22 protein-coding genes and 3 pseudogenes are annotated in these 23,303 nt (G+C 72.3%); 13 read left to right on the forward strand and 12 right to left on the reverse strand.

What is annotated here, in order from left to right; translation table 11 throughout:
• Nucleotides 1-34 precede the first annotated feature (34 nt).
• The 3 genes from TU30_RS27220 to mshD form a co-directional block, all read right to left on the reverse strand.
• Nucleotides 35-1,261 (reverse strand): CHAD domain-containing protein, encoded by a 1,227-nt coding sequence (locus tag TU30_RS27220; protein ID WP_042174798.1) that lies wholly within the window; start codon nt 1,259-1,261, stop codon nt 35-37.
• Nucleotides 1,242-3,614: an RNA degradosome polyphosphate kinase gene (locus tag TU30_RS27225; protein WP_107068590.1), complete on the reverse strand. Its 2,373-nt coding sequence runs from the start codon at nt 3,612-3,614 to the stop codon at nt 1,242-1,244. Before TU30_RS27225 ends, TU30_RS27220 begins: the two co-directional genes overlap by 20 nt.
• 837 nt (nt 3,615-4,451) lie before the next feature.
• A complete protein-coding gene (mshD, locus tag TU30_RS27235; RefSeq protein WP_042174805.1) occupies nt 4,452-5,402 on the reverse strand; it encodes a mycothiol synthase in 951 nt (316 codons plus the stop codon).
• A gap of 281 nt (nt 5,403-5,683) precedes the next feature.
• Between mshD and TU30_RS27240 the strand changes: the two genes are divergently transcribed.
• Nucleotides 5,684-7,546: a bifunctional UDP-sugar hydrolase/5'-nucleotidase gene (locus TU30_RS27240; RefSeq protein WP_042174808.1), complete on the forward strand. Its 1,863-nt coding sequence runs from the start codon at nt 5,684-5,686 to the stop codon at nt 7,544-7,546.
• Between the two features lie 67 nt (nt 7,547-7,613).
• Here the strand turns inward: TU30_RS27240 and TU30_RS37710 are convergent.
• The 8 genes and pseudogenes from TU30_RS37710 to TU30_RS27275 all read right to left on the reverse strand — a co-directional run.
• Nucleotides 7,614-7,697, reverse strand: a pseudogene (locus TU30_RS37710) (GNAT family N-acetyltransferase); the annotation flags it as partial.
• Nucleotides 7,698-8,000: 303 nt separating this feature from the next.
• Nucleotides 8,001-9,023 (reverse strand): annotated as a pseudogene (locus TU30_RS27245) (pectinesterase family protein); the annotation flags it as partial.
• Between the two features lie 170 nt (nt 9,024-9,193).
• Nucleotides 9,194-10,660: a cell wall metabolism sensor histidine kinase WalK gene (locus tag TU30_RS27250; RefSeq protein ID WP_042174811.1), complete on the reverse strand. Its 1,467-nt coding sequence runs from the start codon at nt 10,658-10,660 to the stop codon at nt 9,194-9,196.
• On the reverse strand, nt 10,657-11,391 hold the full coding sequence (locus tag TU30_RS27255) for a response regulator transcription factor (protein WP_042174813.1): 735 nt from the start codon (nt 11,389-11,391) through the stop codon (nt 10,657-10,659). Before TU30_RS27255 ends, TU30_RS27250 begins: the two co-directional genes overlap by 4 nt.
• Before the next feature lie 178 nt (nt 11,392-11,569).
• Nucleotides 11,570-11,806, reverse strand: coding sequence for a hypothetical protein (locus TU30_RS27260; protein WP_042174815.1), 237 nt, complete (start codon nt 11,804-11,806; stop codon nt 11,570-11,572).
• A 46-nt stretch (nt 11,807-11,852) separates the two neighbouring features.
• Entirely contained in the window at nt 11,853-13,031 is a 1,179-nt protein-coding gene (locus TU30_RS27265) for a S1C family serine protease (RefSeq protein ID WP_042174817.1), read from the reverse strand.
• A 307-nt stretch (nt 13,032-13,338) separates the two neighbouring features.
• Nucleotides 13,339-14,361 carry a LacI family DNA-binding transcriptional regulator gene (locus tag TU30_RS27270; RefSeq protein ID WP_078878549.1) on the reverse strand — a complete coding sequence of 341 codons (1,023 nt, stop codon included), beginning with the start codon at nt 14,359-14,361 and terminating at the stop codon, nt 13,339-13,341.
• Nucleotides 14,362-14,468: 107 nt separating this feature from the next.
• Nucleotides 14,469-15,269 carry a response regulator transcription factor gene (locus TU30_RS27275; protein WP_042174820.1) on the reverse strand — a complete coding sequence of 267 codons (801 nt, stop codon included), beginning with the start codon at nt 15,267-15,269 and terminating at the stop codon, nt 14,469-14,471.
• A 313-nt stretch (nt 15,270-15,582) separates the two neighbouring features.
• Between TU30_RS27275 and TU30_RS27280 the strand changes: the two genes are divergently transcribed.
• The 10 genes and pseudogenes from TU30_RS27280 (at nt 15,583) to TU30_RS36220 (ending at nt 21,561) form a co-directional block, all read left to right on the forward strand.
• Nucleotides 15,583-16,515: an alpha/beta hydrolase gene (locus tag TU30_RS27280; RefSeq protein ID WP_042174822.1), complete on the forward strand. Its 933-nt coding sequence runs from the start codon at nt 15,583-15,585 to the stop codon at nt 16,513-16,515.
• A gap of 39 nt (nt 16,516-16,554) precedes the next feature.
• Nucleotides 16,555-16,809 (forward strand): MoaD/ThiS family protein, encoded by a 255-nt coding sequence (locus TU30_RS27285; RefSeq protein ID WP_042174824.1) that lies wholly within the window; start codon nt 16,555-16,557, stop codon nt 16,807-16,809.
• A 3-nt stretch (nt 16,810-16,812) separates the two neighbouring features.
• The gene (locus TU30_RS27290; protein WP_042174827.1) at nt 16,813-18,108 is read left to right on the forward strand and encodes a hypothetical protein; all 1,296 of its coding nucleotides are present in this window, start codon (nt 16,813-16,815) and stop codon (nt 18,106-18,108) included.
• Nucleotides 18,109-18,283: 175 nt separating this feature from the next.
• Nucleotides 18,284-19,024 (forward strand): DUF2993 domain-containing protein, encoded by a 741-nt coding sequence (locus TU30_RS27295; RefSeq protein ID WP_042174829.1) that lies wholly within the window; start codon nt 18,284-18,286, stop codon nt 19,022-19,024.
• Nucleotides 19,025-19,243: 219 nt separating this feature from the next.
• Nucleotides 19,244-19,351: an Ms5788A family Cys-rich leader peptide gene (locus tag TU30_RS38410; RefSeq protein WP_350849312.1), complete on the forward strand. Its 108-nt coding sequence runs from the start codon at nt 19,244-19,246 to the stop codon at nt 19,349-19,351.
• Nucleotides 19,352-19,480: 129 nt separating this feature from the next.
• The gene (locus tag TU30_RS27300; protein WP_042174831.1) at nt 19,481-20,326 is read left to right on the forward strand and encodes a sulfurtransferase; all 846 of its coding nucleotides are present in this window, start codon (nt 19,481-19,483) and stop codon (nt 20,324-20,326) included.
• A gap of 60 nt (nt 20,327-20,386) precedes the next feature.
• Complete coding sequence (locus TU30_RS27305; RefSeq protein ID WP_042174833.1) at nt 20,387-20,674, forward strand: DUF1416 domain-containing protein; 288 nt, start codon at nt 20,387-20,389, stop codon at nt 20,672-20,674.
• Between the two features lie 112 nt (nt 20,675-20,786).
• Entirely contained in the window at nt 20,787-21,047 is a 261-nt protein-coding gene (locus tag TU30_RS27310) for a DUF3099 domain-containing protein (protein ID WP_042174835.1), read from the forward strand.
• Nucleotides 21,048-21,167: 120 nt separating this feature from the next.
• Nucleotides 21,168-21,264: pseudogene (locus tag TU30_RS35720) on the forward strand (IS481 family transposase); the annotation flags it as partial.
• A 126-nt stretch (nt 21,265-21,390) separates the two neighbouring features.
• Entirely contained in the window at nt 21,391-21,561 is a 171-nt protein-coding gene (locus tag TU30_RS36220; RefSeq protein WP_158719379.1) for a hypothetical protein, read from the forward strand.
• Here the strand turns inward: TU30_RS36220 and TU30_RS27320 are convergent.
• Nucleotides 21,555-21,917: a DsrE family protein gene (locus tag TU30_RS27320; protein WP_042174837.1), complete on the reverse strand. Its 363-nt coding sequence runs from the start codon at nt 21,915-21,917 to the stop codon at nt 21,555-21,557. The genes TU30_RS36220 and TU30_RS27320 overlap by 7 nt on opposite strands.
• A 296-nt stretch (nt 21,918-22,213) precedes the next feature.
• On the opposite strand from TU30_RS27320, the gene TU30_RS27330 reads away from it, so the two are divergent.
• On the forward strand, nt 22,214-22,789 hold the full coding sequence (locus tag TU30_RS27330) for an FABP family protein (protein ID WP_042174839.1): 576 nt from the start codon (nt 22,214-22,216) through the stop codon (nt 22,787-22,789).
• A gap of 70 nt (nt 22,790-22,859) precedes the next feature.
• Complete coding sequence (locus tag TU30_RS27335) at nt 22,860-23,297, forward strand: Fur family transcriptional regulator (protein ID WP_042174841.1); 438 nt, start codon at nt 22,860-22,862, stop codon at nt 23,295-23,297.
• Nucleotides 23,298-23,303: the final 6 nt, after the last annotated feature.

The following is a 23,303-nucleotide window of genomic DNA, read 5'->3' on the forward strand; positions in this document are numbered from 1 at the left end:
GGGGGGGGGGGGGGCGGGAGCGTGACGGCACGGCCTACGGCGAGCCGAGGACGTCCTTCTGCCAGCTGAGCTGGAACGCGTACCGCGCCGCCTCCACCTCGTGCCGCTGGTCCGCGTGGAGCACCCCGAGCGCGTACGCCGTGGCCGGGGCGATGCGCGGGGTCCGGGCGGCGTTCGCCGCGGCCGCCGACGCCTCGGACGCGTCCCGGTGCCGGTCGAGGGCCTCACCGGCGGCGAGCAGACGGACGTCGGGGGGCGGCGCGGTGGCGGCGGACTCCGGGACCGGGGCGGTGCCGTCCGCGCCGGCGGTGGTGTGGTGCAGCGCTTCGCGGGCGTACCGGTGCAGGCGCAGGAGCAGGCGGACCTGGTGCCAGGGGGCGTCCTGCGGATGCGGGGCCAGATCCGGGGACAGCCCGTGGACCAGTGCCTCCGCGTTGTACGGGCTCCCCGCGGTGAGCAGGGGCAGCGCCGCGACGGCGTCGACCAGCCGCTCCCGCGCGGCCTCGGCCGGCGGGCGCAGGTCGGCTCCGCCGGCGCCCGGGACCAGCGGAACCTCGCTGGCCAGCACGGCGACCTTGTCGGCGACCGCGTGGAACCGGGAGGAGCCGAGAGCCTGGAGCGCGGTGGAGTGCGCCCTGGTCCGGGCCAGGGTGAGCTGCCGGTCCAGCAGCGCACCGGCCTTGGCGGCACCCACGGTGAGGCTGCCGCGCTCGGGGGCGGTGGTGGGTCCGGTTCCGGTGGAACCGGTTCTGGCGGTGGGGGAGGCGGCCTCGCCCCTGACGGCGACGGCGGCCGGGGCGGAGGACCGGGCCGCTCCGCCCGCTCCGCCCCCCGGACCGGTCCCGGCCGCTCCCTGGGCCGGCAGCGCCGCCGTGCCGGACAGCCGGTACAGCGCCTGGAGCAGGCGTTCCAACCGCGCCGAGCAGGCGTGTTCCAGGGCCAGGGTGCCGGAGACCCAGGCCAGCTCCGGGCGCATCGCCTCGGACCAGCCGGGGTCCAGGACCGCCTGGAAGGTGTGCAGGCTGCCGCTGATCCGGCGGGCCGAGCGGCGCAGCGCGAGCGACGCTTCGACGGAACCCTCCGAGGCCGTGCCCGCCCCCGCCTCCCGGTGGAGGCGCAGCGCGCGGAGGAACTCGGTGGCCTGGGCCCGCAGATAGCCCGCCAGGGTCTCCGCGGACACCGGACCGGCCGTGGGAGCGGCCGGCGGGCCGGTTGTCAGGCCGGTCCCCGGGTCCGTCGGGTCAAGGTGTTGCTGTGCCACGCCGGCGCCTCCGGGCGTCTATGAGCATCTCCTGGACATGTCGTAGGGGCTGGCCGTCCGCGTCCGTCGCGTGCCGGGTCCACTCGCCGTCCGGGCCGAGGTGCCAGGACGTGGTGCCGTCGGACATGCCGGACTCCAGCAGCCGGTTCAAGGACGCCCGGTGGGCGGGGTCGGTCACCCTGACCAGCGCCTCGATACGGCGGTCCAGATTGCGGTGCATCATGTCCGCGCTGCCGAACCACACCTCGGGCTCGCCGCCGTTGCCGAAGGAGAAGATGCGGGAGTGTTCGAGGAAGCGGCCGAGGACGGAACGGACCCGGATGTTCTCCGACAGCCCCTCGACGCCCGGCCGGATCGCGCAGATGCCGCGCACCCACACGTCCACCGGAACGCCCGCCTGCGAGGCCCGGTACAGGGCGTCGATGACCGCCTCGTCCACCATCGAGTTGACCTTGATGCGGACGTACGCGGGGCGTCCGGCGCGGTGGTGCTGGGCCTCCTTGTTGATCCGGGAGACGAGCCCGTCGCGCAGGGACTTGGGGGCGACCAGCAGCCGCCGGTACGTCTCGCGGCGCGAGTAGCCGGAGAGGCGGTTGAACAGGTCCGAGAGGTCCGCGCCGACCTGCGGGTCGGCGGTGAGCAGGCCGAGGTCCTCGTACAGCCGGGCCGTCTTCGGGTGGTAGTTGCCGGTGCCGACGTGGCTGTAGCGCCGGAGCGTCTCGCCCTCCTGGCGGACCACCAGGGACAGCTTGCAGTGGGTCTTCAGGCCCACCAGGCCGTACACGACGTGGCAGCCGGACTCCTCCAGCTTGCGCGCCCACTTGATGTTGGCGGACTCGTCGAAGCGGGCCTTGATCTCGACCAGGACGAGGACCTGCTTGCCGGACTCGGCCGCGTCGATCAGCGCGTCGACGATCGGGGAGTCGCCGGACGTCCGGTACAGGGTCTGCTTGATCGCGAGGACGTCCGGGTCGGCCGCCGCCTGCTCCAGGAAGGCCTGCACGGACGTGGAGAACGAGTCGTACGGGTGGTGCAGCAGCACGTCCCGGCTGCGCAGCGCGGCGAAGACGTCCGCCGCGGACGCCGACTCGACCTCGGCGAGATCGCGGTGCGTGCCGGCGATGAACGACCGGTACTTCAGCTCCGGCCGGTCGATTCCGTGGACCCGGAAGAGACCGGTGAGGTCGAGCGGCCCCGGCAGCGGGTACACCTCGGCCTCGCCGATCTTCAGCTCGCGCACCAGGAGGTCCAGGACGTCACGGTCGATGTTCTCCTCGACCTCCAGACGCACCGGCGGCCCGAAGCGACGCCGCATGAGCTCCTTCTCCAGGGCCTGGAGCAGGTTCTCGGTGTCGTCCTCCTCGACCTCCAGGTCCTCGTTGCGGGTGAGCCGGAAGGCGTGGTGCTGGAGCACCTCCATGCCCGGGAACAACTCCTCCAGGTGGGCCGCGATGACGTCCTCGACGGGGACGTAACGGCCCGGGGAGCCCTCCAGGAAGCGGGACAGCAGCGGCGGCACCTTCACCCGGGCGAAGTGCCGGTGGCCGGTGACCGGGTTGCGCACGATCACGGCCAGGTTCAGCGACAGGCCCGATATGTACGGGAAGGGGTGCGCCGGGTCGACCGCCAGGGGGGTCAGCACGGGGAAGATCTGGTGCCGGAAGAGGGTGAACAGGCGGGCCTGCTCCTTCTCCGTCAGCTCGCTCCAGCGGACCAGGTGGATGCCCGCGTCCGCCAGCCCGGGGAGGACGTCCTCGTGGAAGCAGGCGGCGTGCCGTGCCATCAGCTCGCGCGAACGGGCCCAGATCATCTCCAGCACCTCGCGCGGCTGGAGACCGGACGCCGAGCGGGTGGCGACACCGGTGGCGATACGGCGCTTCAGGCCGGCCACCCGGACCATGAAGAACTCGTCCAGGTTGCTGGCGAAGATCGCGAGGAAGTTGGCCCGCTCGAGGAGGGGCGTGCTCGGGTCCTCGGCGAGCTCCAGGACCCGCTCGTTGAACGCCAGCCAGCTGCGCTCCCGGTCGAGGAACCTGCCCTGGGGCAGCGGCTCGCCGCCCGTGTCCGCCTCCTCGTAGACGTCGAGGTCCGAGTCGATGTCGGGTTCCAGGTCGGAGACCGTCCCGGCCACGGTGTGCGGCCGGTGGGCGGCGATGGAGCCCACGGAGGGCTGCGCGTGTTGTACCTGACCCTGGGCTTTGGCGCCACTTGCGGCGTTCGACTGGCTCATGACCCCATTGTTCCGCGCCACGAGCCCCACAAGCGCGTCGGAGCGCGCGGGCGGGAGTGATCGTGCCCGTGGGACGTCCCCGTCCCCCCTGCGGGGCGGCGGCTCTGGCGCGGCGGGATGCATTCGCCGAGCGTCGCAAGACAGTCTGAATCAACGGTTACGGAGACATGACGTGCGGGATAGCGGGGGACGGCCCGCGGGGGTCGGGGCGGGCGCACGGAGGCCGGTGCGCGGGCGAGGCGCGGGGCCGGGGCGCGGGGCCGGGGCGCCGCACGCCGGTGTGGTGCTCCGGCCGGATGCCTCCGGGGTGACCGTGTGTGCCGGATGGTGGGAGGGGGCGGTGGGGGTGTGGCGAAGGCGGGCGGGGCTCGGGCCTGGGCGGGGTGTGGAGGGAGTGGGGCTCGGGCCGGGGTGGTGGGAGCCGTCCGGGAAGCCGCGTCCGTGGTCTCTTCGAGGGTCTGCGGCGCGGGGCGTCCGCTCCCGGTGTCCGCGGAGGGCGGGGGCAGCCCTCCGCGGACACCGGGAGCGCCACCCGGGCCGGGGCCGCGCCGCCCCTGTCCGTCGGACTCGTCGCGCTGCGCTCCGCCCACCGGGCCGTGCTGCGCTCGCGGCGGTACGCGACCGAGTGGCACTTCGCCGTACCGGTACTGCCGTCCTGGCGCCCTACCGTCATGCCCCGTTTCCGCGTCCCTGCTGTCGGCGGTGCTGCTCGTCGCGGCGGGCGTGGGCAGGCAGTTCGGGCGGGGAGCGGGCAAGTCCGGTGCGGTCGGCAACGGTTCGTCGCCTGCCCTGACCTTCCCTGACCTTCCCTCGGCCCGAGATTCGGCCCGGCGGGTTCGAGCACCTCCGGCCGGCGCTTCCGGGCGCGGTCAAAGTGCCCGCGGAGGGGCGGAATCGGGCGGAAACGCCCGGCCGGCACCGCAGAGGGCCGTGTCCGGGCGGCGAGGTCGAATCTCAGGCTCAGGTCTCGGTGCGGTACATGAGGTCCGTCTCGTGGGTGAGGAAGCCCAGCCGCTCGTAGACGGCCACCGCCGCCTTGTTGTCGGCGTCGACGTACAGCATCGCGGTGGGCAGCCCCAGCCCCGCAAGGTGCCGCAGCCCGACCGTCGTGAGGGACGTGCCGAGCCCGCCGCCCTGGGCCTGCGGGCTCACCCCGAGGACGTACACCTCACCGAGGCCCTCCGCCCGGTGCACCTTGGTCCAGTGGAAGCCGACGAGGCGGCCGTCCCGCTCGGCGAGGAAGAAGCCCTCCGGGTCGAACCACGGCTCGGCCTTGCGGTCGTCGAGGTCGCGCTGGGTGAGGGAGCCCTGTTCGGGGTGGTGGGCGAACGCGGCGGCGTTCAGCGCGAGCCAGGCGGCGTCGTCCCGGCCGGGAACGAAGGCGCGTACGGTCACCCCTTCGGGGAGCACCGGGTCGGGCAGGTTCAGGTCGGCCAACGGCCGACGCATCTGCCGCAGTTCGCGGAACAGGGTGAGTCCGAGGACCTGGGCGAGGTGCCGGGCGGCGGAGTGGCCGCCGTGCGCCCAGACGCGCAGCCGCTTTCCGGAGGCGGCGAGCAGCGCGGACCCGAGCGCCCGCCCGTGCCCCTGCCCCCGGTGCGACGGGTGCACGACGAGTTCGGCGGCCGGGGGCTCGACCGGGTCGGTGCCCTCCAGTTGGGCGTAGCCGACGAGTTCACCCTCGTCGGCCTCGTCGTCTCCGCCTGTCAGGAAGAGCAGCAGGTGCGAGACACCCGCCCGCTCCCCGCCGCGCAACTGCAACCGCCCCTGCTCGGACACCGCCTGCTGTCCGTCGGTCCCGGCGGCCTCGTCCAGCAGGGCGAGGACCGCCTCGGCCTGGTCCGGGGAGAGCGCGGCGTAGGTCCGAAGCGAGCGGGTGCGGCCGGAGCGTGCGATGTCGTCGCTGGTCATGCGTACGAGGGTAAGCGGAGCCCGCCGAAAACGGACGGGACACGGAGCGCACCGTGACGGCAGATCGGGTCCGGCAACCAGCGACGGAGCGAAACATAACCAGGATGTAACCGCGAAACCTCTGTCGCGCTACGCGCGTTGACTTTAGGCTGCGGGGCGGTCGGCGCGCCTCGCGAGGGTCCCGCCCGGATCCACGCAGACCGGCCCCGGCCACCCCGGACGCATCCCGCACCACGTACACGCACACCCGTGAACGCTCACGCAGACCCACTGGGGGGCACATGCCAGCCACACCCGACTCCTCGGCCTCGTCGGTGCACCGGCGCAGACGCCGTACGAACCGCCTTCTCGCGACCGCGGCCGGTGTGCTCACCGTCGGCGCGCTGACCGCGGCTGCCCTGCCCGCCGGTGCGGCGAGTGCCGGCGGGGGCAAGGGCGGCACGTCGCACGGCCACCACGAGGGCCACAAGGGCGGAAAGGGCGACAAGGGCCGCTACCAGGACGTGCAGCTGCTGTCCTTCAACGACCTGCACGGCAACCTCGAACCCCCGACGGGCTCCTCGGGCCGGGTCACCCACCTCCACGAGGACGGCTCGACGGAGACCATCGACGCGGGCGGTGTCGAGTACCTCGCCACCCACCTGCGCGAGGCCCGCAAGGGCAACCGGTACTCCGTGACCGCGGCCGGCGGCGACATGGTCGGCGCGTCCCCGCTGATCTCGGGCCTGTTCCACGACGAACCCACCATCGAGGCGCTGAACAAGCTCGACCTCGACGTCACGTCCGTCGGCAACCACGAGTTCGACGAGGGCGCCCAGGAGCTGGCCCGGCTGCAGAACGGCGGCTGCCACCCCACCGACGGCTGCTCCACGGACAAGAGGTTCAAGGGCGCCGACTTCCCCTACCTCGCGGCCAACGTCCTGGACGAGAGGACGGGCAGGCCCGTTCTCGAGCCGTACTGGGTGTGGAAGCAGAACGGTGTCAAGGTCGGCTTCATCGGCGTGACGCTGGAGGGCACCCCGGACATCGTGTCCGCCGAGGGCGTCAAGGGCCTGTCCTTCAAGGACGAGGTCGACACCATCAACACGTACGCCAGGGAACTCCAGCGCCGGGGCGTGAAGTCGATCGTCGCCCTGGTCCACGAGGGCGGCTTCCCCGCCTCGTCCTCCTACAACTACGACTGCGACTCCCCGGGCGCGGGCGACGGCGTCTCCGGCCCGATCGCGGACATCGCCGAGAACGTGTCGCCCCAGGTGGACGCGCTGGTCACCGGCCACACCCACGCGGCGTACGTCTGCACGATCCCGGACCCGGCGGGCAAGCCCCGCATGGTCACCTCGGCCGCGTCCTTCGGCCGCCTCTACACGGACACCACGCTGACGTACGACCGCCGCACGGGTGACATCGCCCGTACGGCCGTGAAGTCGGCGAACCACGTGGTGACGCGGGACGTCCCGAAGGCGCCGGACATGACCCGGCTGATCGACAAGTGGAACACCCTCGCCGCCCCCATCGGCAACCGCGCGATCGGCTACATCTCCGGTGACGTCGTCAAGGACGGTACCGAGTCCCCGCTCGGCGACCTGATCGCCGACGCCCAGCTGGCGTACGGCAGGACGCTGGACCCGGAGACCGACCTGGCCCTGATGAACCCGGGCGGCATCCGCGCGTCCCTCACCCACGCGGCGAGCGCGGGCGAGGGCGACGGCGTGGTCACCTACGCGGAGGGCTTCACCGTCCAGCCCTTCGCCAACACGGTCAACCTCCAGGACTTCACCGGCGCGCAGCTGGTCCAGGTCCTCAAGGAGCAGGTGAGCGGCGCGAACGAGGCCTCGCCGAAGATCCTCCAGGTCTCCGCCGGCCTGACCTACACCCTGGACCTGACCGGGTCCGGCGCGGGCCGGGTGGTCACGGACTCCATCAGGCTGAACGGCGAGCCGATCGACGAGGCCGCCACCTACCGCGTGGCCACGAACAGCTTCCTCGCGGGCGGCGGCGACGGCTTCACCACCCTCGGCGAGGGCACCGGCGACCTGGTCGGCGAGGACGACCTGACGGCCCTGGAGCAGTACCTGACGGCCAACTCCTCGGCGACGAACCCGATCGCACCGCCGGCGGCGGACCGCATCACGATCGTGCAGTAGCACGCCACACCCTCAGGGCCCGGAAGTGACCCCCGGGCCCTGAGGCGCACCAAGGCGGGTTCCGGAGACCCGCGGCCGGCGCGGCTCTGCTCACCCCGACCGTCACGGCGCCCGCGTAGCCGCGGCCCCGGAGGTGGGCCGGGGTGTGGACAAGGCGTCGAGCCGGCCGAGGACACCGCTCTCCCCGGAGCGCCCTCGGAGCCGTCCGCGTGACACGGCTCCCGATCCACGTGGATGAGGAGCACGGTGAAGGCGTGGCGCGGGAAGCGCACGGCGTACGGCGATCAGCCACCACTCGTAAGCGGTCACGGGGCCGACCCGGATCGCCTTCGGGCGGGGCGACCGGTCGCGCCGGCGGTCCGGTTCTCGCAAGCCGCCGGCAGCCCGGCCCTCGCATTCTGGCGGAGGGCCGGGACGGAGGGCCGGGACAGGTGGCCGGGGCAGGGGACAGAGGTCAGGACGCCGTCGGGACCCAGTCGCCCAGCCAGGTGTTGACGGCGTGGGCCGTCGCCCGGGCGTCGGTCAGGTGGGGGCGGTCGGAGGAGGCGGCGCCCGCGCCGGGGCCCGTGTTCCTGTACGCGGCGAAGCGGTCGTCCTTCCAGGAGAAGCCGCTCATGTCGGTCCAGGGCGCGGTGCGGACCGCGGCGCCGAGACGGGTGTCGCGGACCGTGGTCTGCGGGTCGAGGGAGGCGTCGCCGCCCGCGTGCCAGGGGCGGCCCAGGTGGAAGGTGCGGTCCGAGACGTCACCGTTGACCGTGGAGTTGGCGATCAGGAAGCCGTTGCGGCCGGCGGCCGTGCTCGGGGCGGTGACGTAGCCGGAGGAGCTGCCGTCCCAGCGCTTCTTCAGCGTGATGACGGAACGGTCGATCAGCGCCGTCGCCCGGCCGAGGATGAAGTCGACGTTGCCGACGACGTAGGAGTGGGTGACCTTGGCCCTGCCCAGCCGGTCCTTGTCGTCCGTGTCGAGCAGCAGGGTGTCCTGGTCGCCCTCGACGACGACGCCGTCCAGGAGGACCTTGTCGGCTGCGGTGCGCAGGGCCACGGCCTGGTGACCGGCGAGGGACTGGTGGGCCCGTTCGTCGAAGTCGTTGGCGATCGTCAGGTTGCGGGCCTGGAAGTCGTCGGCCTGCACGGTGAACGTCGCGCTGCCCGAGGTGCCGTAGGTCCCCGAACCGTCCGGCTTCGGCGTGCCCGCCGCGTTGTTGAAGACGATCACGGTGTTCTTGCGGCTGCCGCCGGCGCCCTGCACCGTGACGTGCGGTTTGTTCGACGGCACCTTGACCGTCTCCCGGTACGTGCCCGGCCTGACGGAGATCAGCACGCGGGACGGGTTGTTCGCGGGGACGGCGTTCACCGCGGCCTGGACCGTGGTGTATTGGCCGGTGCCGTCCTTGGCGACCGTGAGAGTCGTCGCGGCGGCTGTGAGAGTCGTCGCGGCGGCCGGGGCGGCCATGCCCGGGGCGGCTCCGTGGGCCAGGGTGGCGGCGGTGGTCAGGGCCGGCGGAAGTGCGACCGGGAAGGGCCTTCGGGCGCGGCGGGGCCGGACCCTGCTGGGGTGCTCGCTCATACAACGATCCGTTCCGTGTGGGGGACGAGTCGCCGACCGGTCGCCGCCGGGCACCGGAAAGTTGCCGCCCCTCCCGCCGGCTACGGCACCTCGGGGGGCGGGGTCGGGGCCCCGGGGAGGCGGATCGTGGCCGTCGTGCCTCCGGCACCGTCCTCGGCGCGGGTCAGGGCCACCTCGCCGCCCGCCTGCTGGACCGTACGGGCCACTATGGACAGGCCGAGGCCCGAACCGGGGAGCGCGCGGGCGGTCGGGGAGCGCCAGAAACGGTCGAAGACGTGGGGGAGTTCGTCGGCGGGGATGCCCGGCCCGTGGTCGCGGACGGTGAGGACGCCGTCGGCGAGACGGACCTCGACCGTGCCGCCCCGGGGGCTGAACTTCACCGCGTTGTCGAGGATGTTGACCACGGCCCGCTCCAGCGTGGAGGGCTCCGCGCGGACGTACCACGGCTGTACGTCCGCCGTGATGGCCAGCTCCGGCCCGCGCAGCCGGGCGCGGCGCAGCGCCGACTCCACGACGTCCTGCCAGGCGACGATCTGGGCACGTCCCTCGTGCTGACCGGTGTCCGGGCGGGACAGTTCCTGCAGGTCGCCGATGAGCGCGGCCAGCTCGGTCATCTGCGCCTTGACCGAGGCGAGCAGCGCCTTGCGGTCCCCGGCGGGCAGCGGGCGGCCCGTCTCCTCGCTGCGGGTGAGGAGTTCGATGTTGGTGCGCAGGGAGGTGAGCGGGGTGCGCAGCTCGTGGCCGGCGTCCGCGATGAGCTGCTGCTGCAGGTCGCGGGAGCTGGCGAGGGCGGACGTCATGGAGTTGAAGGAGCGGGAGAGGCGGGCGACCTCGTCCTCGGCGTCGTCCGCCACGGGGATGCGGATGCCCAGGTCCTCGGTGCGGGCCACCTCCTCGACGGCCTCGGTGAGTTCGTCCACGGGGCGCAGGCCGGCGCGGGCGACCGCGAGGCCGGCGGCGGCGGCGCCCAGGACGCCCACGCCGGAGACGAGGAGCAGGATCAGCGCAAGGTCGTTGAGCGTCTCCTCGGTGCCCTTGAGCGGTACGGCGACGAGGACGGCGGCCTTCGAACTGGTCAGCGTGCTGGGATCGTTGATCACCAGTGGCAGGGTCAGTACGCGTACCTCGGCGCCGTCCTGGTCGGTGCCGTCGCGGTAGCGGCCCGTGGAGCCGTCCCCGGCGCTCGCGATGACGTCCTGGTCCGACGAGGTGACCTTGATCCTGCCCGACGAGCTGGGGAACAGGCAGACGGTGCCGTCCTCCCTGACCACCTGGGAGAACGTCTCCCCGAAGCCGCCGCCCCTGCTGTCCCGGGGCGTGTCCGTGCAGGTGTTGAGCGCGCTGCGGATCTCGTCGACCCGCTGCGGCCCCTGGAGCACCGTCGCCTGCTTCAGGTCGCTGTCGAGCTGCTCGTACAGCTTCCCCTGCACGATGAACCAGCACGTCATCGACACCGCCGCCACCGCGAACGCCACCGCCGCCGCCACCAGCAGCGACAGCCGCGCCCGGATCGGGAGCGAACGGAACCTGCGGGCCAGCCTGTTCACTCCGCGCCGCCCTGCCGCAGGGCGTAGCCGACGCCCCTCACCGTGTGCACCAGACGCGGCTCGCCGCCCGCCTCGGTCTTGCGGCGCAGGTACATGACGTACACGTCGAGGGAGTTCGACGACGGCTCGAAGTCGAAGCCCCAGACCGCCTTCAGGATCTGCTCCCGCGTGAGCACCTGGCGCGGGTGCGCCATGAACATCTCCAGCAGCGTGAACTCCGTACGGGTCAGCTCCACCCGACGCGTGCCCCGGGTCACCTCGCGGGTCGACAGGTCCATGCTCAGGTCGGCGAAGGTGAGGACGTCGTTCTCCTCGTCGGCGCCGGCCACGGCGGCCGCGTACGAGCTGCGGCGCAGCAGCGCGCGGATCCGGGCGAACAGTTCGTCCAGCTCGAACGGCTTGACCAGGTAGTCGTCCGCCCCGGCGTCCAGTCCCGTCACCCGGTCGCCGACCGTGTCCCGGGCGGTCAGCATCAGGATGGGCGTGGTGTCGCCGGTGGCGCGGATGCGGCGGGCGGCGGTCAGGCCGTCCATCCGGGGCATCTGGATGTCGAGGACGACCAGGTCGGGCCGGTACACCGCCGCCTTCTCCAGGGCGTCCGCGCCGTCGACGGCGACCTCGGTGCCGTACCCCTCGAAGGCGAGGCTGCGCTGGAGCGCTTCGCGGACCGCCGGCTCGTCGTCGACGATCAGGATGCGCTGGGGGTCACGGTCGCCTTCTGCGGGGCTCATGGGGTCGTGGTTCCTCTGGTCTGCCGGTGTGCTGGACTGGGCGGGGAGTACGGCCGGGGGCTCGCCGGGCTCTCAGGATCCCAGGCTCGCACGACTGTCCGGGGCGCGGAGAGGCACGGTCTTCCACGGACCAGCCGTGATCCGGTGGGGAGCCGGTGGGCGGTGGGGGCGGTGCGGATCAGCCGTGTACGGTACGGCGGCGTCCGCGCCCGTCGGCGCTCCTGCGGCGGACCGCGGCCGGGGCCGCCTCCGGGACGACCGCCGGGGCGATCTCCGGGGCCCGCCGTACTGGCGTGTGCAGCTCGCCCGCGACCTCCAGGGCGAGCGCGAGACCGGCCGGGCCGGCGCCGGGGGTCCGGTGGGTGACCTGCTTGATCTGCCTCGTCTGCGTGGTCTGCGTGGTCTGCGTGGTCATGCCGGACTCCTCGGGTGGGCATCTCGTCGGCCGGGTGCGTGCCGTATCAGTGCGTGGCGCCGGACCGCAGGTCCGCCAGGTCCGCCTTGACCGTGTTGACCGGGATGGCGAAGCCCAGGCCCACGCTGCCGGCGTCGGCCGAGGAGTCGCTGCCGCTCGACGAGTACATCGCCGAGTTGATGCCGATGATGTTGCCGTTCATGTCGATCAGCGCGCCGCCGGAGTTCCCGGGGTTCAGGGAGGCGTCGGTCTGGATCGCCTTGTACGTCGTCGTGGACCCGCCGGTGTCGCCGTTGAACTCCTGGCCGCCGAACTCGAACGGCCAGCCGCCGCGCTGCCCCTGCTGCTGTTGCTGCCCCTGGCTCTCGTCCGTGGAGACGGTCACGTCGCGGTCGAGTGCCGAGACGATGCCGCTGGTGACGGTGCCGGTCAAACCCTCGGGGGAGCCGATCGCCACGACCTCGTCGCCGACCTGCACCCCGTCGGAGTCGCCGAGGGTGGCCGCCGTCAGACCCGAGGCGTCCCGCAGCTTGATCAGCGCGAGGTCCTTCGAGCTCTCCGTGCCGACGACGTCCGCGGTGTACGTCCTGCCGTCGCTGGTCCGCACCTCGACCGAGGAGGCACCGCTGATGACGTGGTTGTTGGTGATGATCTCGCCGTCGTCCGTGATGATCACGCCGGAACCGGTGGAGGACCCCGCGTTGGATTCGGCGTTGATCTCGACGATGCTCGGGCTGACCGCCTCGGCGACACCGGACACCGTGCCCTTCTGACCGGCCGGCACCACGCTGGTGTCGGCCGGGCTCGAGGACGCGACGGTGCCGCCGCCGACCAGCTCCTGGACGCCGTAGGCGGTGCCGCCGCCCACGGCCGCCGCGACGATCGCCACGGCGGCGAGCAGCGCGACCGGGCCCCGGTTCCGCTTCCGGCGGGGTTTCGGGGCGGTGGGATCGGCCGCGTGGGCCGGATCGGCCGCATGGGCCGCATGGGTCGCGTGGGTCGAACCAGTCGAACCATCGGGACCCGTCGGGGCCCCGGAACCGGAGTCGGCCGTGCCGTTCGGCTGTCCCGTTTGCTGCTCCGGCTCCGGCTGCTGTCCCGACCGCTGATCCGGTGCGTACGCCGGCGGTGCCGGCCACTCCGGGTTCACGGGGGAGGAGTAGGACTGGGGGCCGCCCGTCCGAGGGCTCTCGTACTCGCTGCTGCGGCGAAGGTTCTCGGTCATGTCGACGAGCCTGTCGCCCGACGATGAGAGCCTCCTGAGTGCCCGCTGAGAAGCCCGACAGAACCTCGTATGCCCGATATAAAGAAGGAGAGGCCACCCTCTCCCGGAGCCCGGAGCCCGGAGCCCGGAGCCCGGAGCCCGGTGGCTGGTGGCCGGTGGCCGGTGGCCGGTGTCCGGTGCCCGCTGCCCGGAGTCCGCTGTCCAGTTGCCCGAAGCCCGAAGCCCGGAGTCCAGTTGCCAGTTGCCCGGAGTCCGGTGCCTGGTGTCCGGCGGCCGGAGCCTGGTGTCCAGTGCCCGGAGTGCCGTGCTACCCGCAGCCGCAGGAGCGGCGGATCACCAGTTCGGACGGGAAGATCTTCAGCCGCTCGCGCTGCGAGCCGGCCACCCGCAGGCCGTCGTCGAGGACGAGGTCGACCGCCGCGCGCGCCATTGCAGGGCGGTCGGAGGCGACCGTCGTCATCGGCGGGTCGGTGAGCCCCGCCTCCTTGATGTCGTCGAACCCGACGACCGCCAGCTCGCCGGGCACGTCGATGCGCAGCTCGCGGGCCGCGCGCAGCACGCCGACCGCCTGGTCGTCGGTGGAGCAGAAGATCGCGGGCGGGCGGTCGGGCCCGGAGAGGATGTCGAGCCCGACGCGGTAGGCGTCGTAGCGGTTGTACGGGGCCTCGAAGAGACGGCCCTCGGTCGGGATGCCGGCGTCCTCCATGGCCCGCCGCCAGCCCTCGACGTGGTCGGAGACCGGGTCGCCGACGGAGGGGGTCTCGGCGGTGCCGCCGACACAGGCCACGTACGCGTTGCCGTGTTCCAGCAGGTGACGGACGGCGAGCTGGGCGCCGCCGAGGTCGTCGGTGACGACGGCGACGTCGTCGATGGCCTCGGGGCGCTCGTGCAGCAGGACGACCCGGGCGTCCCAGGCGTCTATCTCCGCGGCGGCCAGGTCGTTCAGCGCGTGGCTGACCAGGATCAGCCCGGAGACGCGCATGCCGAGGAACGCCCGCAGGTAGTGGACCTCGCGTTCGCCGACGTAGTCGGAGTTCCCGACGAGCACCATTTTCCCGCGCTCGGACGCCGCCTGTTCGACCGCGTGCGCCATCTCCCCGAAGAAGGGCTGGCGCGCGTCCGGCACGATCAGGCCTATGAGGTCCGTACGCCGCGACGCCATCGCCTGGGCGACCCGGTCCGGGCGGTACCCCAGTTCCTTGATCGCGGCGAGTACGCGTTCGCGCGTGGCCGGGGCGACCGGCCTCGGTCCGTTGTTGATGACATAGCTGACGACGGCGGTGGAGGTACCCGCCAGCCGAGCCACGTCATCCCTAGTCACCTTGGCCACGCGCGGAGTCTACGCGGATATAACCGGTCGGGGCAGGGCGTGAACGCCCCTGTGAACAGCACGGAAACGGCTCGCGGGTGCGGGCGCGGCGCTCGTGCGGGTGCCGCTCACGCCTGGGTCGGGGCCTCGGTGGCGTCCAGGGCGGCCGTCTCGTCCGCATCCGCCGCCTTTTGGCGGTCCGCCCCGGACTCCTGCCGGTCGGCCTTGGCCTTCGCCTCCTCGGCGGCCCGCTCGACCTTCTCCGGGGTAACGAATCGATAACCCACGTTCCGCACGGTGCCGATCAGCGACTCGTGCTCGGGGCCGAGCTTGGCGCGCAGCCGCCGCACGTGGACGTCGACCGTCCGGGTGCCGCCGAAGTAGTCGTAGCCCCAGACCTCCTGCAGCAGCTGGGCGCGGGTGAAGACCCGGCCGGGGTGCTGGGCGAGGTACTTCAGGAGCTCGAACTCCTTGAACGTGAGATCGAGGACGCGGCCCTTGAGCTTGGCGCTGTAGGTCGCCTCGTCGACGGACAGGTCGCCGTTGCGGATCTCCATGGGGGAGTCGTCGCTGACGATCTGCTGCCGGCCCATGGCGAGCCGCAGCCGGGCCTCCACCTCCGCCGGTCCGGCGGTGTCGAGGAGGACGTCGTCGACGCCCCATTCCGCGGTGACGGCGGCGAGGCCGCCCTCGGTCACCACGAGGACGAGGGGGCAGCCGGGGCCCGTGGAGCGCAGCAGCTGGCACAGGTTGCGGACCTGCGGGAGGTCGCGCCGGCCGTCGACGAGGATGACGTCGGCGCCGGGAGTGTCGACCAGGGCGGGGCCCTCGGCGGGGGCCACGCGCACATGGTGGAGCAGCAGACCGAGGGCGGGGAGCACCTCGGTCGACGGCTGGAGGGCGTTCGTCAGCAGGAGCAGTGAACTCATCGCACCCCTCCTTCGCGTCCTTCACGTTCTTCGAGTCCGTCGAGTCCGTCGAGTCCGTCGAGGACACGGTCCTGGCCCAGGTGGTCGGGCCGTGGTACCGCCCACGACCTGGCCGTCATTCGTACGTGCACGGTTCGCTCGCCCATAACGTCTGGTTCCTCCTCGGTCCCTGCGAGGACGTTTACGGCACTGCTTCGTGCGTTTCGACGGCCCGTACACCGGCGGTTTCCCGCGTCGTATACAACGCTTCCGAAAGCACAAAAGGACCCGGGGGCTTCACTGCCCGAGTCCTCTCCCCAGGAGAATAGCCGACATGAGCACCGGTTCGGCAGGTCATGTGGCGCGTTCCCTCCCGGGGCCGCATGTCGGGAAACATGGCGTGACGCGCGAAGTCACAGGTGGCGGTACCTCTTTTCGGATGTTCTTGCACACGGCGGACGGCGTGCGAATCGATTCCGTATACAACCCGGCGGCGCCCGAAAAGACGATCGTGAAGGACGCCTCACGGCCACCTTCCCGCGACCTCGTGTTCGTGATCGCGCACGGGTTCACGGGGCATGTGGACCGGCCGCATGTACGGCGGGTTGCGCGCGTGTTCGCACGGTACGGGGCCGTCGTCACCTTCTCCTTCCGCGGCCACGGTGCCTCGGGCGGGCGGTCCACGGTCGGTGACCGTGAGGTGCTGGACCTGGCGGCGGCGGTGTCGTGGGCCCGGGAACTGGGGCACGCGCGCGTGGCCACGGTCGGTTTCTCGATGGGCGGCTCGGTGGTGCTGCGGCACGCGGCGCTGTGCGGGGAGCGGGAGAGGGGGGAAGGGGACGGCGGGCTCTTCGCGGGCGCCGGTGCCGGCGCCGGTGGTCCGGACGCCGTGGTGTCGGTGAGCGGTCCGGCCCGGTGGTTCTACCGGGGTACGGCTCCGATGCGGCGACTGCACTGGCTGGTGACCCGGCCCTCGGGCCGGCTCGTGGGGCGCTACGGGCTGCGGACCCGGATCCATCACCGCGACTGGGACCCCGTACCGCTGTCCCCGGTGGAGGCGGTGCCGAGGATCGCGCCGACGCCGCTGCTGGTCGTGCACGGGGACCGCGACGGTTACTTCCCGCTCGACCACCCGCGCACGCTGGCGGCCGCGGCCGGCGAGCACGGGGAGCTGTGGGTGGAGCCGGGCATGGGGCACGCGGAGAACGCGGCTCCCGACGGCCTGCTGCACCGGATGGGTGACTGGGCGGCGACCCGGGCGGGCTAGCCTGACCGTGTTCACTGTCAAACGATGAGGAACCTGTTGATGGCAAAGGTCACGGTGCGGTACTGGGCCGCCGCCAAGGCCGCGGCCGGGGTGGCCGAGGAGTCGTACGAGGCGGTCACGCTCGCCGACGCGCTTGCCGCGGCGCGTGAGCGACACCCCGGCGAACTCACACGTGTGCTGCGGCGATGCTCGTTCCTCGTCGACAGTGACCCCGTGGGCACCCGCGCACATGAGACGGTACGGCTGGCCGACGGCGGCACGGTCGAGGTGCTCCCGCCGTTCGCAGGAGGGTGAGCGATGACCAACCAGCCGTATCAGGGCTACGACGGGCACGACGGACGCCACGAGGGCCGCGAGGGCCACGACCTCTATGGCCGGCATCAGCATCAGAGGCCTGAGGAGCAGGTGCAGCAGGGACAGGGGCAGGCGTGGCCCGGTGGGCAGCAGGCGTACGACGATCCGCACGCCGCCCAGCAGTACACGCAGCAGTGGCAGGGGCAGACGTGGGAGACACGGATGCAGCCGCCGGTCCCGCCGACGGCCGCTGAGGAGACGTCGTACCTGCCCCCGCAGACCGGACAGGCTCCCCAGCCCCCTGCCGCCCCGCAGGCCCCGCAGACCCCTCCGGGACATGCCGGGTACGCGGGTCGGGGCGACGGCGGCGTGCCGGGCGGGCCCGCGGTGTACGCGGGATACGGGGTGGCCTCCACCTACGGGGCGCCGATCGCCGCCTCCGCCCCCGACGCCCCCCATTCCGCTCCCACTCCCACTCCCACTCCCACTCCCGACGCCCCGGGCGGTCCCGGGTACGGGCCCGCCACCCTCGCCGGGAACACCCGGGTCACGGACGCGCAGCGGGCCCGCGCGGAGGGGCGTTCGCCGATCATCGAGCCCGGTATGCAGCCGGCGGCGCTCACCGCGCTGCTGGGGCTGCTGCTCGCCGGCGGGGCGGCGCTGGGCACGTACGCCCTGCTCGTGCCGCTGGTGGCGCTCCAGGGGCTCACCGCGGCCGGCTGGTTCCGGCTGAACGGCATGTGGCCCGCGCGGCAGGGCATCGCGCTGGGCTTCCTCGGGGCGCTGGTCGCGGACGTGGCGCTGCTCGCGTCCGACCGGTCGCCGACGGCCGTTCTCGGCACGCTCGGCGTGTGGGTGCTGCTGTCGCTGGTGCTCCAGCTCCGGTCGCACGCCGATCCCGACGAGCGGATGTACGGCCTGACGGCGACGGTCGTCGCGGCCGCGCTGGCGATCGTGGCGAGCGGCTACCTGGCGGCCGACGCCGACGCGGTGACCGTCGGCGGGATCGCCGTGGCGGCGGCGGTCGTGGCGCGGGCGCTGCCCCTGCCGACGCCGGCGTCCGTGGTGGCGGCGCTGCTCGTGGCGGCCGGTGCGGGTGCGACGGCCGGCCCGATGACGGGGGTCGGCGGCGTCTCGGGCGCGCTGATCGGCGCGGGCGCGGCGGTCTGCGCCCTGATCGGCCACCGCGCCGCGAGCTACGACTACCCGTCCCGGTTCGTCCACTTCACGGCCGGAGTGGCCCTGCCCCTGGCCGCGGCGGCACCGGTGGTGTACGCACTGGGCCGCGTGGCCGGCTGACGTGGTGAGCGGTGCCGGTGACGGGCGCCCTCCGGCGGGCGCCTGTCACAGGTGATCGACAATTCCGGGGCTCTCCCGGCCGGGAGGGTTACCCTCGCGCAGGACGGCTGACCGGCCGTCAACCCGGTTGTCGGGGGACTGCCGTCGAAACGCACCTAGGTGGGGATTCAACCGCATGCGCGCACTGCGAATACTGCTGATCATCGTCGTGATCCTGGGCGGCATCTTCGTGATCGTGGACCGCCTCGCGGTCAACTTCGCGGAGGGGGAGGTGGCGGACCGGCTCAAGTCGACCGAGAACCTCGCCACCACCCCCGACGTGTCCATCAACGGTTTCCCCTTTCTCACCCAGGTCGCCGGCGGCTCCCTCGACGAGGTGCAGATCGGGATCGATGAGTACGAGGCCGGCACCGGCGACGGCAAGCAGAACATCCGGATCGACGATCTGCGCGCCGACATGAGGGGCGTCGAGTTCTCCGGTGACTTCGGCTCCGCCACCGCCGCCGACGCGACCGGCACCGCGAGCGTCACCTACGACGAGCTGCTCAAGACCGCCGCGTCCGAGTCCACGGACGTGGGCCCCGGTGTCACCGCCTCCGTCGTCGGCCTGTCCGACGGCGGCAACGGGAAGATCAGGGTCGCGGTGGAGGCCACCGTGCTCGGCACCAAGCTGCCCGAGCCGGTCACCGTCCTCAGCTCCGTGACGGTCGTGGACGGCGACACCGTGCGGGTCCAGGCGGACACCCTGCCGTCGTTCGGCGGCGTCGAGGCGGCCGAGGCGCGGGTGCGGGAGATCACCGACTTCGAGCAGAGGATCGACGGCCTGCCCGGCGGGATCAAGCTCGACAAGGTCGAGGTGGGGAAGTCCGGCGTCGACATCACCGTGCAGGGTTCCGACGTCCGGCTCGCCGGGTAGGTAGGCGGTCGGGCCCGGGGGCCCCGGGCCCGGTGGACCTGGGATGTCCGGCAGGTGAGACGGGGAAGTCCGTAGAGCAGCCGTGAGCGGGGGCGCGACCGGGTCCGGGTCGGGCGGGAGCGGGCTCGGCGCCTTTGTAGTCCCATATCGCGGATAATCTTGTCTCAGCATGCGACACGGCGGTGACATGCCCGCCCCGCCCTCCTTACGATCGACGGCATGCAGTGTCAGACGAGCGTCCTCCGAGCGCGGGGACAAGCGGATCTCACGAAGCGGCGGGCAGTGGACCTCTGCCGCGTCGCCGCCATGCTCTGTCGGCCTTTCTGAGCGGACGCCCCGCCGTCCGCGTCCCCACCTCGCCCCGCCGAGGGGCATCCGTGCGCCCGCTCCCGCCGGAGTGGCCGCGCGCCCTCGCCCTCGCACGCCCTGCCGTAACTGCCCCGGAGGAGACAGCGCATGAGCCGCAACGACGTACTGGTCGACGCAGACTGGGTCCAGGAGCACCTGGACGACCCGACGATCGCCCTCGTCGAGGTGGACGAGGACACCACCGCGTACGAGAAGAACCACATCAAGAACGCCATCCGGATCGACTGGACCAAGGACCTCCAGGACCCGGTCCGCCGTGACTTCGTCGACCAGGCGGGCTTCGAGAAGCTCCTGTCGGAGAAGGGCATCTCCAACGGCCACACGGTGGTCCTCTACGGCGGCAACAACAACTGGTTCGCCTCGTACGCGTACTGGTACTTCAAGCTGTACGGCCACGAGAACGTCAGGCTCCTCGACGGCGGCCGCAAGAAGTGGGAGCTGGACGCCCGCGAGCTGGTCCCCGGCGACGAGGTCCCCGAGCGCGCGAAGACGGACTACAAGGCCAAGCCCCAGGACCAGTCCATCCGCGCCTACCGCGACGACGTCGTCGCCGCCATCGGCGCGCAGAACATCGTCGACGTGCGCTCGCCCGACGAGTTCAGCGGCAAGCTCCTCGCCCCGGCCCACCTGCCGCAGGAGCAGTCGCAGCGCCCCGGCCACGTGCCGAGCTCCCGCAACATCCCGTGGTCGAAGAACGCCAACGACGACGGCACCTTCAAGTCCGACGAGGAGCTCAAGGCCCTCTACGAGGACGAGCAGGTCGACCTCTCCAAGGACACCATCGCCCTGTGCCGCATCGGTGAGCGCTCCGCGCTGACCTGGTTCGTGCTGCACGAGCTGCTGGGCGTGGAGAACGTCAAGAACTACGACGGCTCCTGGACCGAGTACGGCTCCCTCGTCGGCGTGCCGATCGAGCTCGGCTCCGGCAAGTAGGCTCCGCCCGAACCACGACCCCGACCCCGCCAGACCACTAGACGAGTTCAGGAGTACGCCATGTGCGGTGCGAAGGCCGGTGGCCCGGACGCCTCGACGATCAAGCCCGGCGAGACCACCATCCAGGGTCACGTGACCCGTGACGGCGAGCCGGTGACGGGCTACGTCCGTCTGCTGGACTCGACCGGCGAGTTCACCGCGGAGGTCCCGACCTCCGCCACCGGGCAGTTCCGCTTCTACGCGGCGGAGGGCACCTGGACCGTCCGTGCCCTGGTGCCCGGCGGTACCGCGGACCGCACCGTCGTCGCCCAGCAGGGTGGGCTGGCCGAGGTCGCCATCGCGGTGTGAGGGCTCGTCGAAGGGCCGCGTCCCCGAGGGCCGGACACCGGCACCGGGGGACGCGGCCCTTCGACGCACCCGCGTACCTGCACGCCCGCGGACCCGGTTCTACGCTGGAGGCATGTACGCGCGCAGGCGCCATGTCTACTTCGTCATGATGGGCACGTGCATCGCGCTGTTCCTCCTGGCCTGCGGTGTCGTGCGGCTCTGGTCGGTGCCGGTGGCCGTGGGCATGTGCGTGGTGGCCATGGTCATCCCGCCGTTCGCCGCCGTGGTCGCCAACCGGCGCGGCCCCGAGGACCGCTGGTGGGACGACCCCTCGGGCGACCCCGAGTCCGACGCGTGGTGGGACGAGCTGGACGGGAAGAAACGGCCGCGCTAGGTGTTCCGTCCCGGGAGGTCGTGGACGGGTGAGCCAGGTCTCGGCTGAGGGATCTTGAACAGGTGAGGGCCTTCCGGTTCGGTGTGGATTGCGACGTCTACACCGGACCGAAAGGCCCTCGTGCCCCACCGTGATGCACCCCTGACCGAGACCGGACGGCTGCGCCCGGCCCGCTGCGTGGTCGAGGACAACTGGCCCCTTCGACGCGCCGAGGAACCGCACCGGTCCTCGGCGGACCGCCGCCCGGCACGGAGAGGACGGCACCGGCCTTCGGGGCGGAACCCGCGTACGTGCCGCCTGCCCGTCCGCCCGTCCGGCTGGGAATCCGGGCGGCCGTCAGACGGTGCCGCGCCTGCACATCGAGGTCGACGACCTGGCGGTACGGGCCGCCCTGCCCGCGCGGGCCGTGGCCGAGGGCGCCCGGTTCGCCGAGCAGCAGCCCCAGGACGACGTACGCGTCCTGCTCGACCTCTCGGGACGCCCCTCCTGCCGGTGGACACGGGCCGGTCAGTAGACGAGGGCCTGCGTGTCGTCCGCCAGCGCCTCCTGCACGAACACCTGTGCACCCGCGATGCGCACGCCCTCGATGACGTCCTTCTCCGTGATGTCCCGGCGCGCCGCACACTGGGTGCACAGAGTGAGACGGCCCCCCGCGACGATCGAGTCCAGCAGGTCGGGCAGCGGTGCCGCGTGCGGCAGCTCGAACTCGGCGGCCCTGCCCGGCAGCGCGAACCACGCCGACTCACCGGTGAGCCACAGCGAGACGTCGACCCCGCTGGCCACCGCCACCGCCGCCACCGTGAACGCCTGCGAGCAGCGCTCGGGAGCATCGGCCCCCGCGGTCACCTTGATCACGAGCTTCTTCGCCATGCGCGCATCGTAGTCACCCCGTGCGCCCGTACCCGCGAGCCCGCCGCCCGGCCGCCGGTCCCCTCGTCCTCCGCCGCCGGGTGGGTGCACGACGGGGCCGGGGGCCGGCCGCGTAAGCTGGGTGCTGCCCCGTGCACACGTCATGCACCGCACCCCGCTCAAGGAGCATCCCGTGGTTCTCTTCTACGAAGCCCTGCTGGTTCTGGTCGCCGTCGGCGTTCTCGCCTTCGCCGGGCTCGCCGTGAAGAAGCTGTACCAGGGTCAGCGCTGACCGCCCACTCCAGGAACTGTCACTGATGATCGAGATCCCGTCCGACCTCCACAAGGACCTCGTACCGCTCGCCTTTCTGCTCGGCGACTGGGCGGGCGCAGGCGTGCACGACTTCCCCGGCGCCGAGAAGTGCAACTTCGGGCAGGAGGTCTCCTTCACCCACGACGGCCGGGACTTCCTGGAGTACTCCTCCCGCACCTGGGTGCTCGACGAGGACGGCGGCAAGGCCCGGCCGCTCGAGTCCGAGCACGGCTTCTGGCGGATCGACGCCCACCGCAAGGTCGAGGTCACGATGACCCGCGACGACGGCGTCATCGAGATCTGGTACGGCGAGCTGGCCCACCAGAAGCCGCAGATCGACCTGGTGACGGACGCCGTGGCGCGCACCGCGGCCTCCCGGCCCTACAGCGGCGGCAAGCGGCTGTACGGCTACGTCAAGAGCGACCTGATGTGGGTCGGCGAGAAGCAGACCCCCGAGGTCGAGCTGCGCCCCTACATGTCGGCGCAGCTGAAGAAGGTCGTCACCCCCGAGGACGTCGAGCGCTGGGCCAAGGCCCTGCCCGACGACATGCCGGACGACGGGATCGCCTTCTTCAAGTGAGCCCTCCGGCCCCGGGGGGCGGGGCCCGCGAGCCCGGCGTGATCCAGACGGCAGGCCCTAGACTCGTGGTGTGGTGAGCACCGACTGGAAGAGCGATCTCAGGCAGCGCGGCTACCGGCTGACGCCGCAGCGCCAACTCGTGCTCGAAGCCGTCGACACGCTTGAGCACGCGACCCCCGACGACATTCTCGTGGAAGTGCGGAGAACGGCGTCGGGGGTCAACATCTCGACCGTCTACCGCACCCTGGAGCTCCTGGAGGAGCTGGGTCTGGTCAGCCACGCCCACCTCGGGCACGGTGCCCCGACCTACCACCTCGCCGACCGGCACCACCACCTCCACCTCGTCTGCCGGGACTGCACCGATGTCATCGAGGCGGACGTGGAGGTGGCCGCCGAGTTCACGGCGAAGCTGCGCGACACCTTCGGTTTCGACACCGACCTGAAGCACTTCGCGATCTTCGGCCGCTGCAGGGACTGTTCCCTGAAGGGTTCAACTACCGAGTCGTAGGCTAGG

Origin of the sequence: Streptomyces sp. NBRC 110035, assembly GCF_000829695.1 — a bacterium.
Classification (GTDB): domain Bacteria; phylum Actinomycetota; class Actinomycetes; order Streptomycetales; family Streptomycetaceae; genus Streptomyces.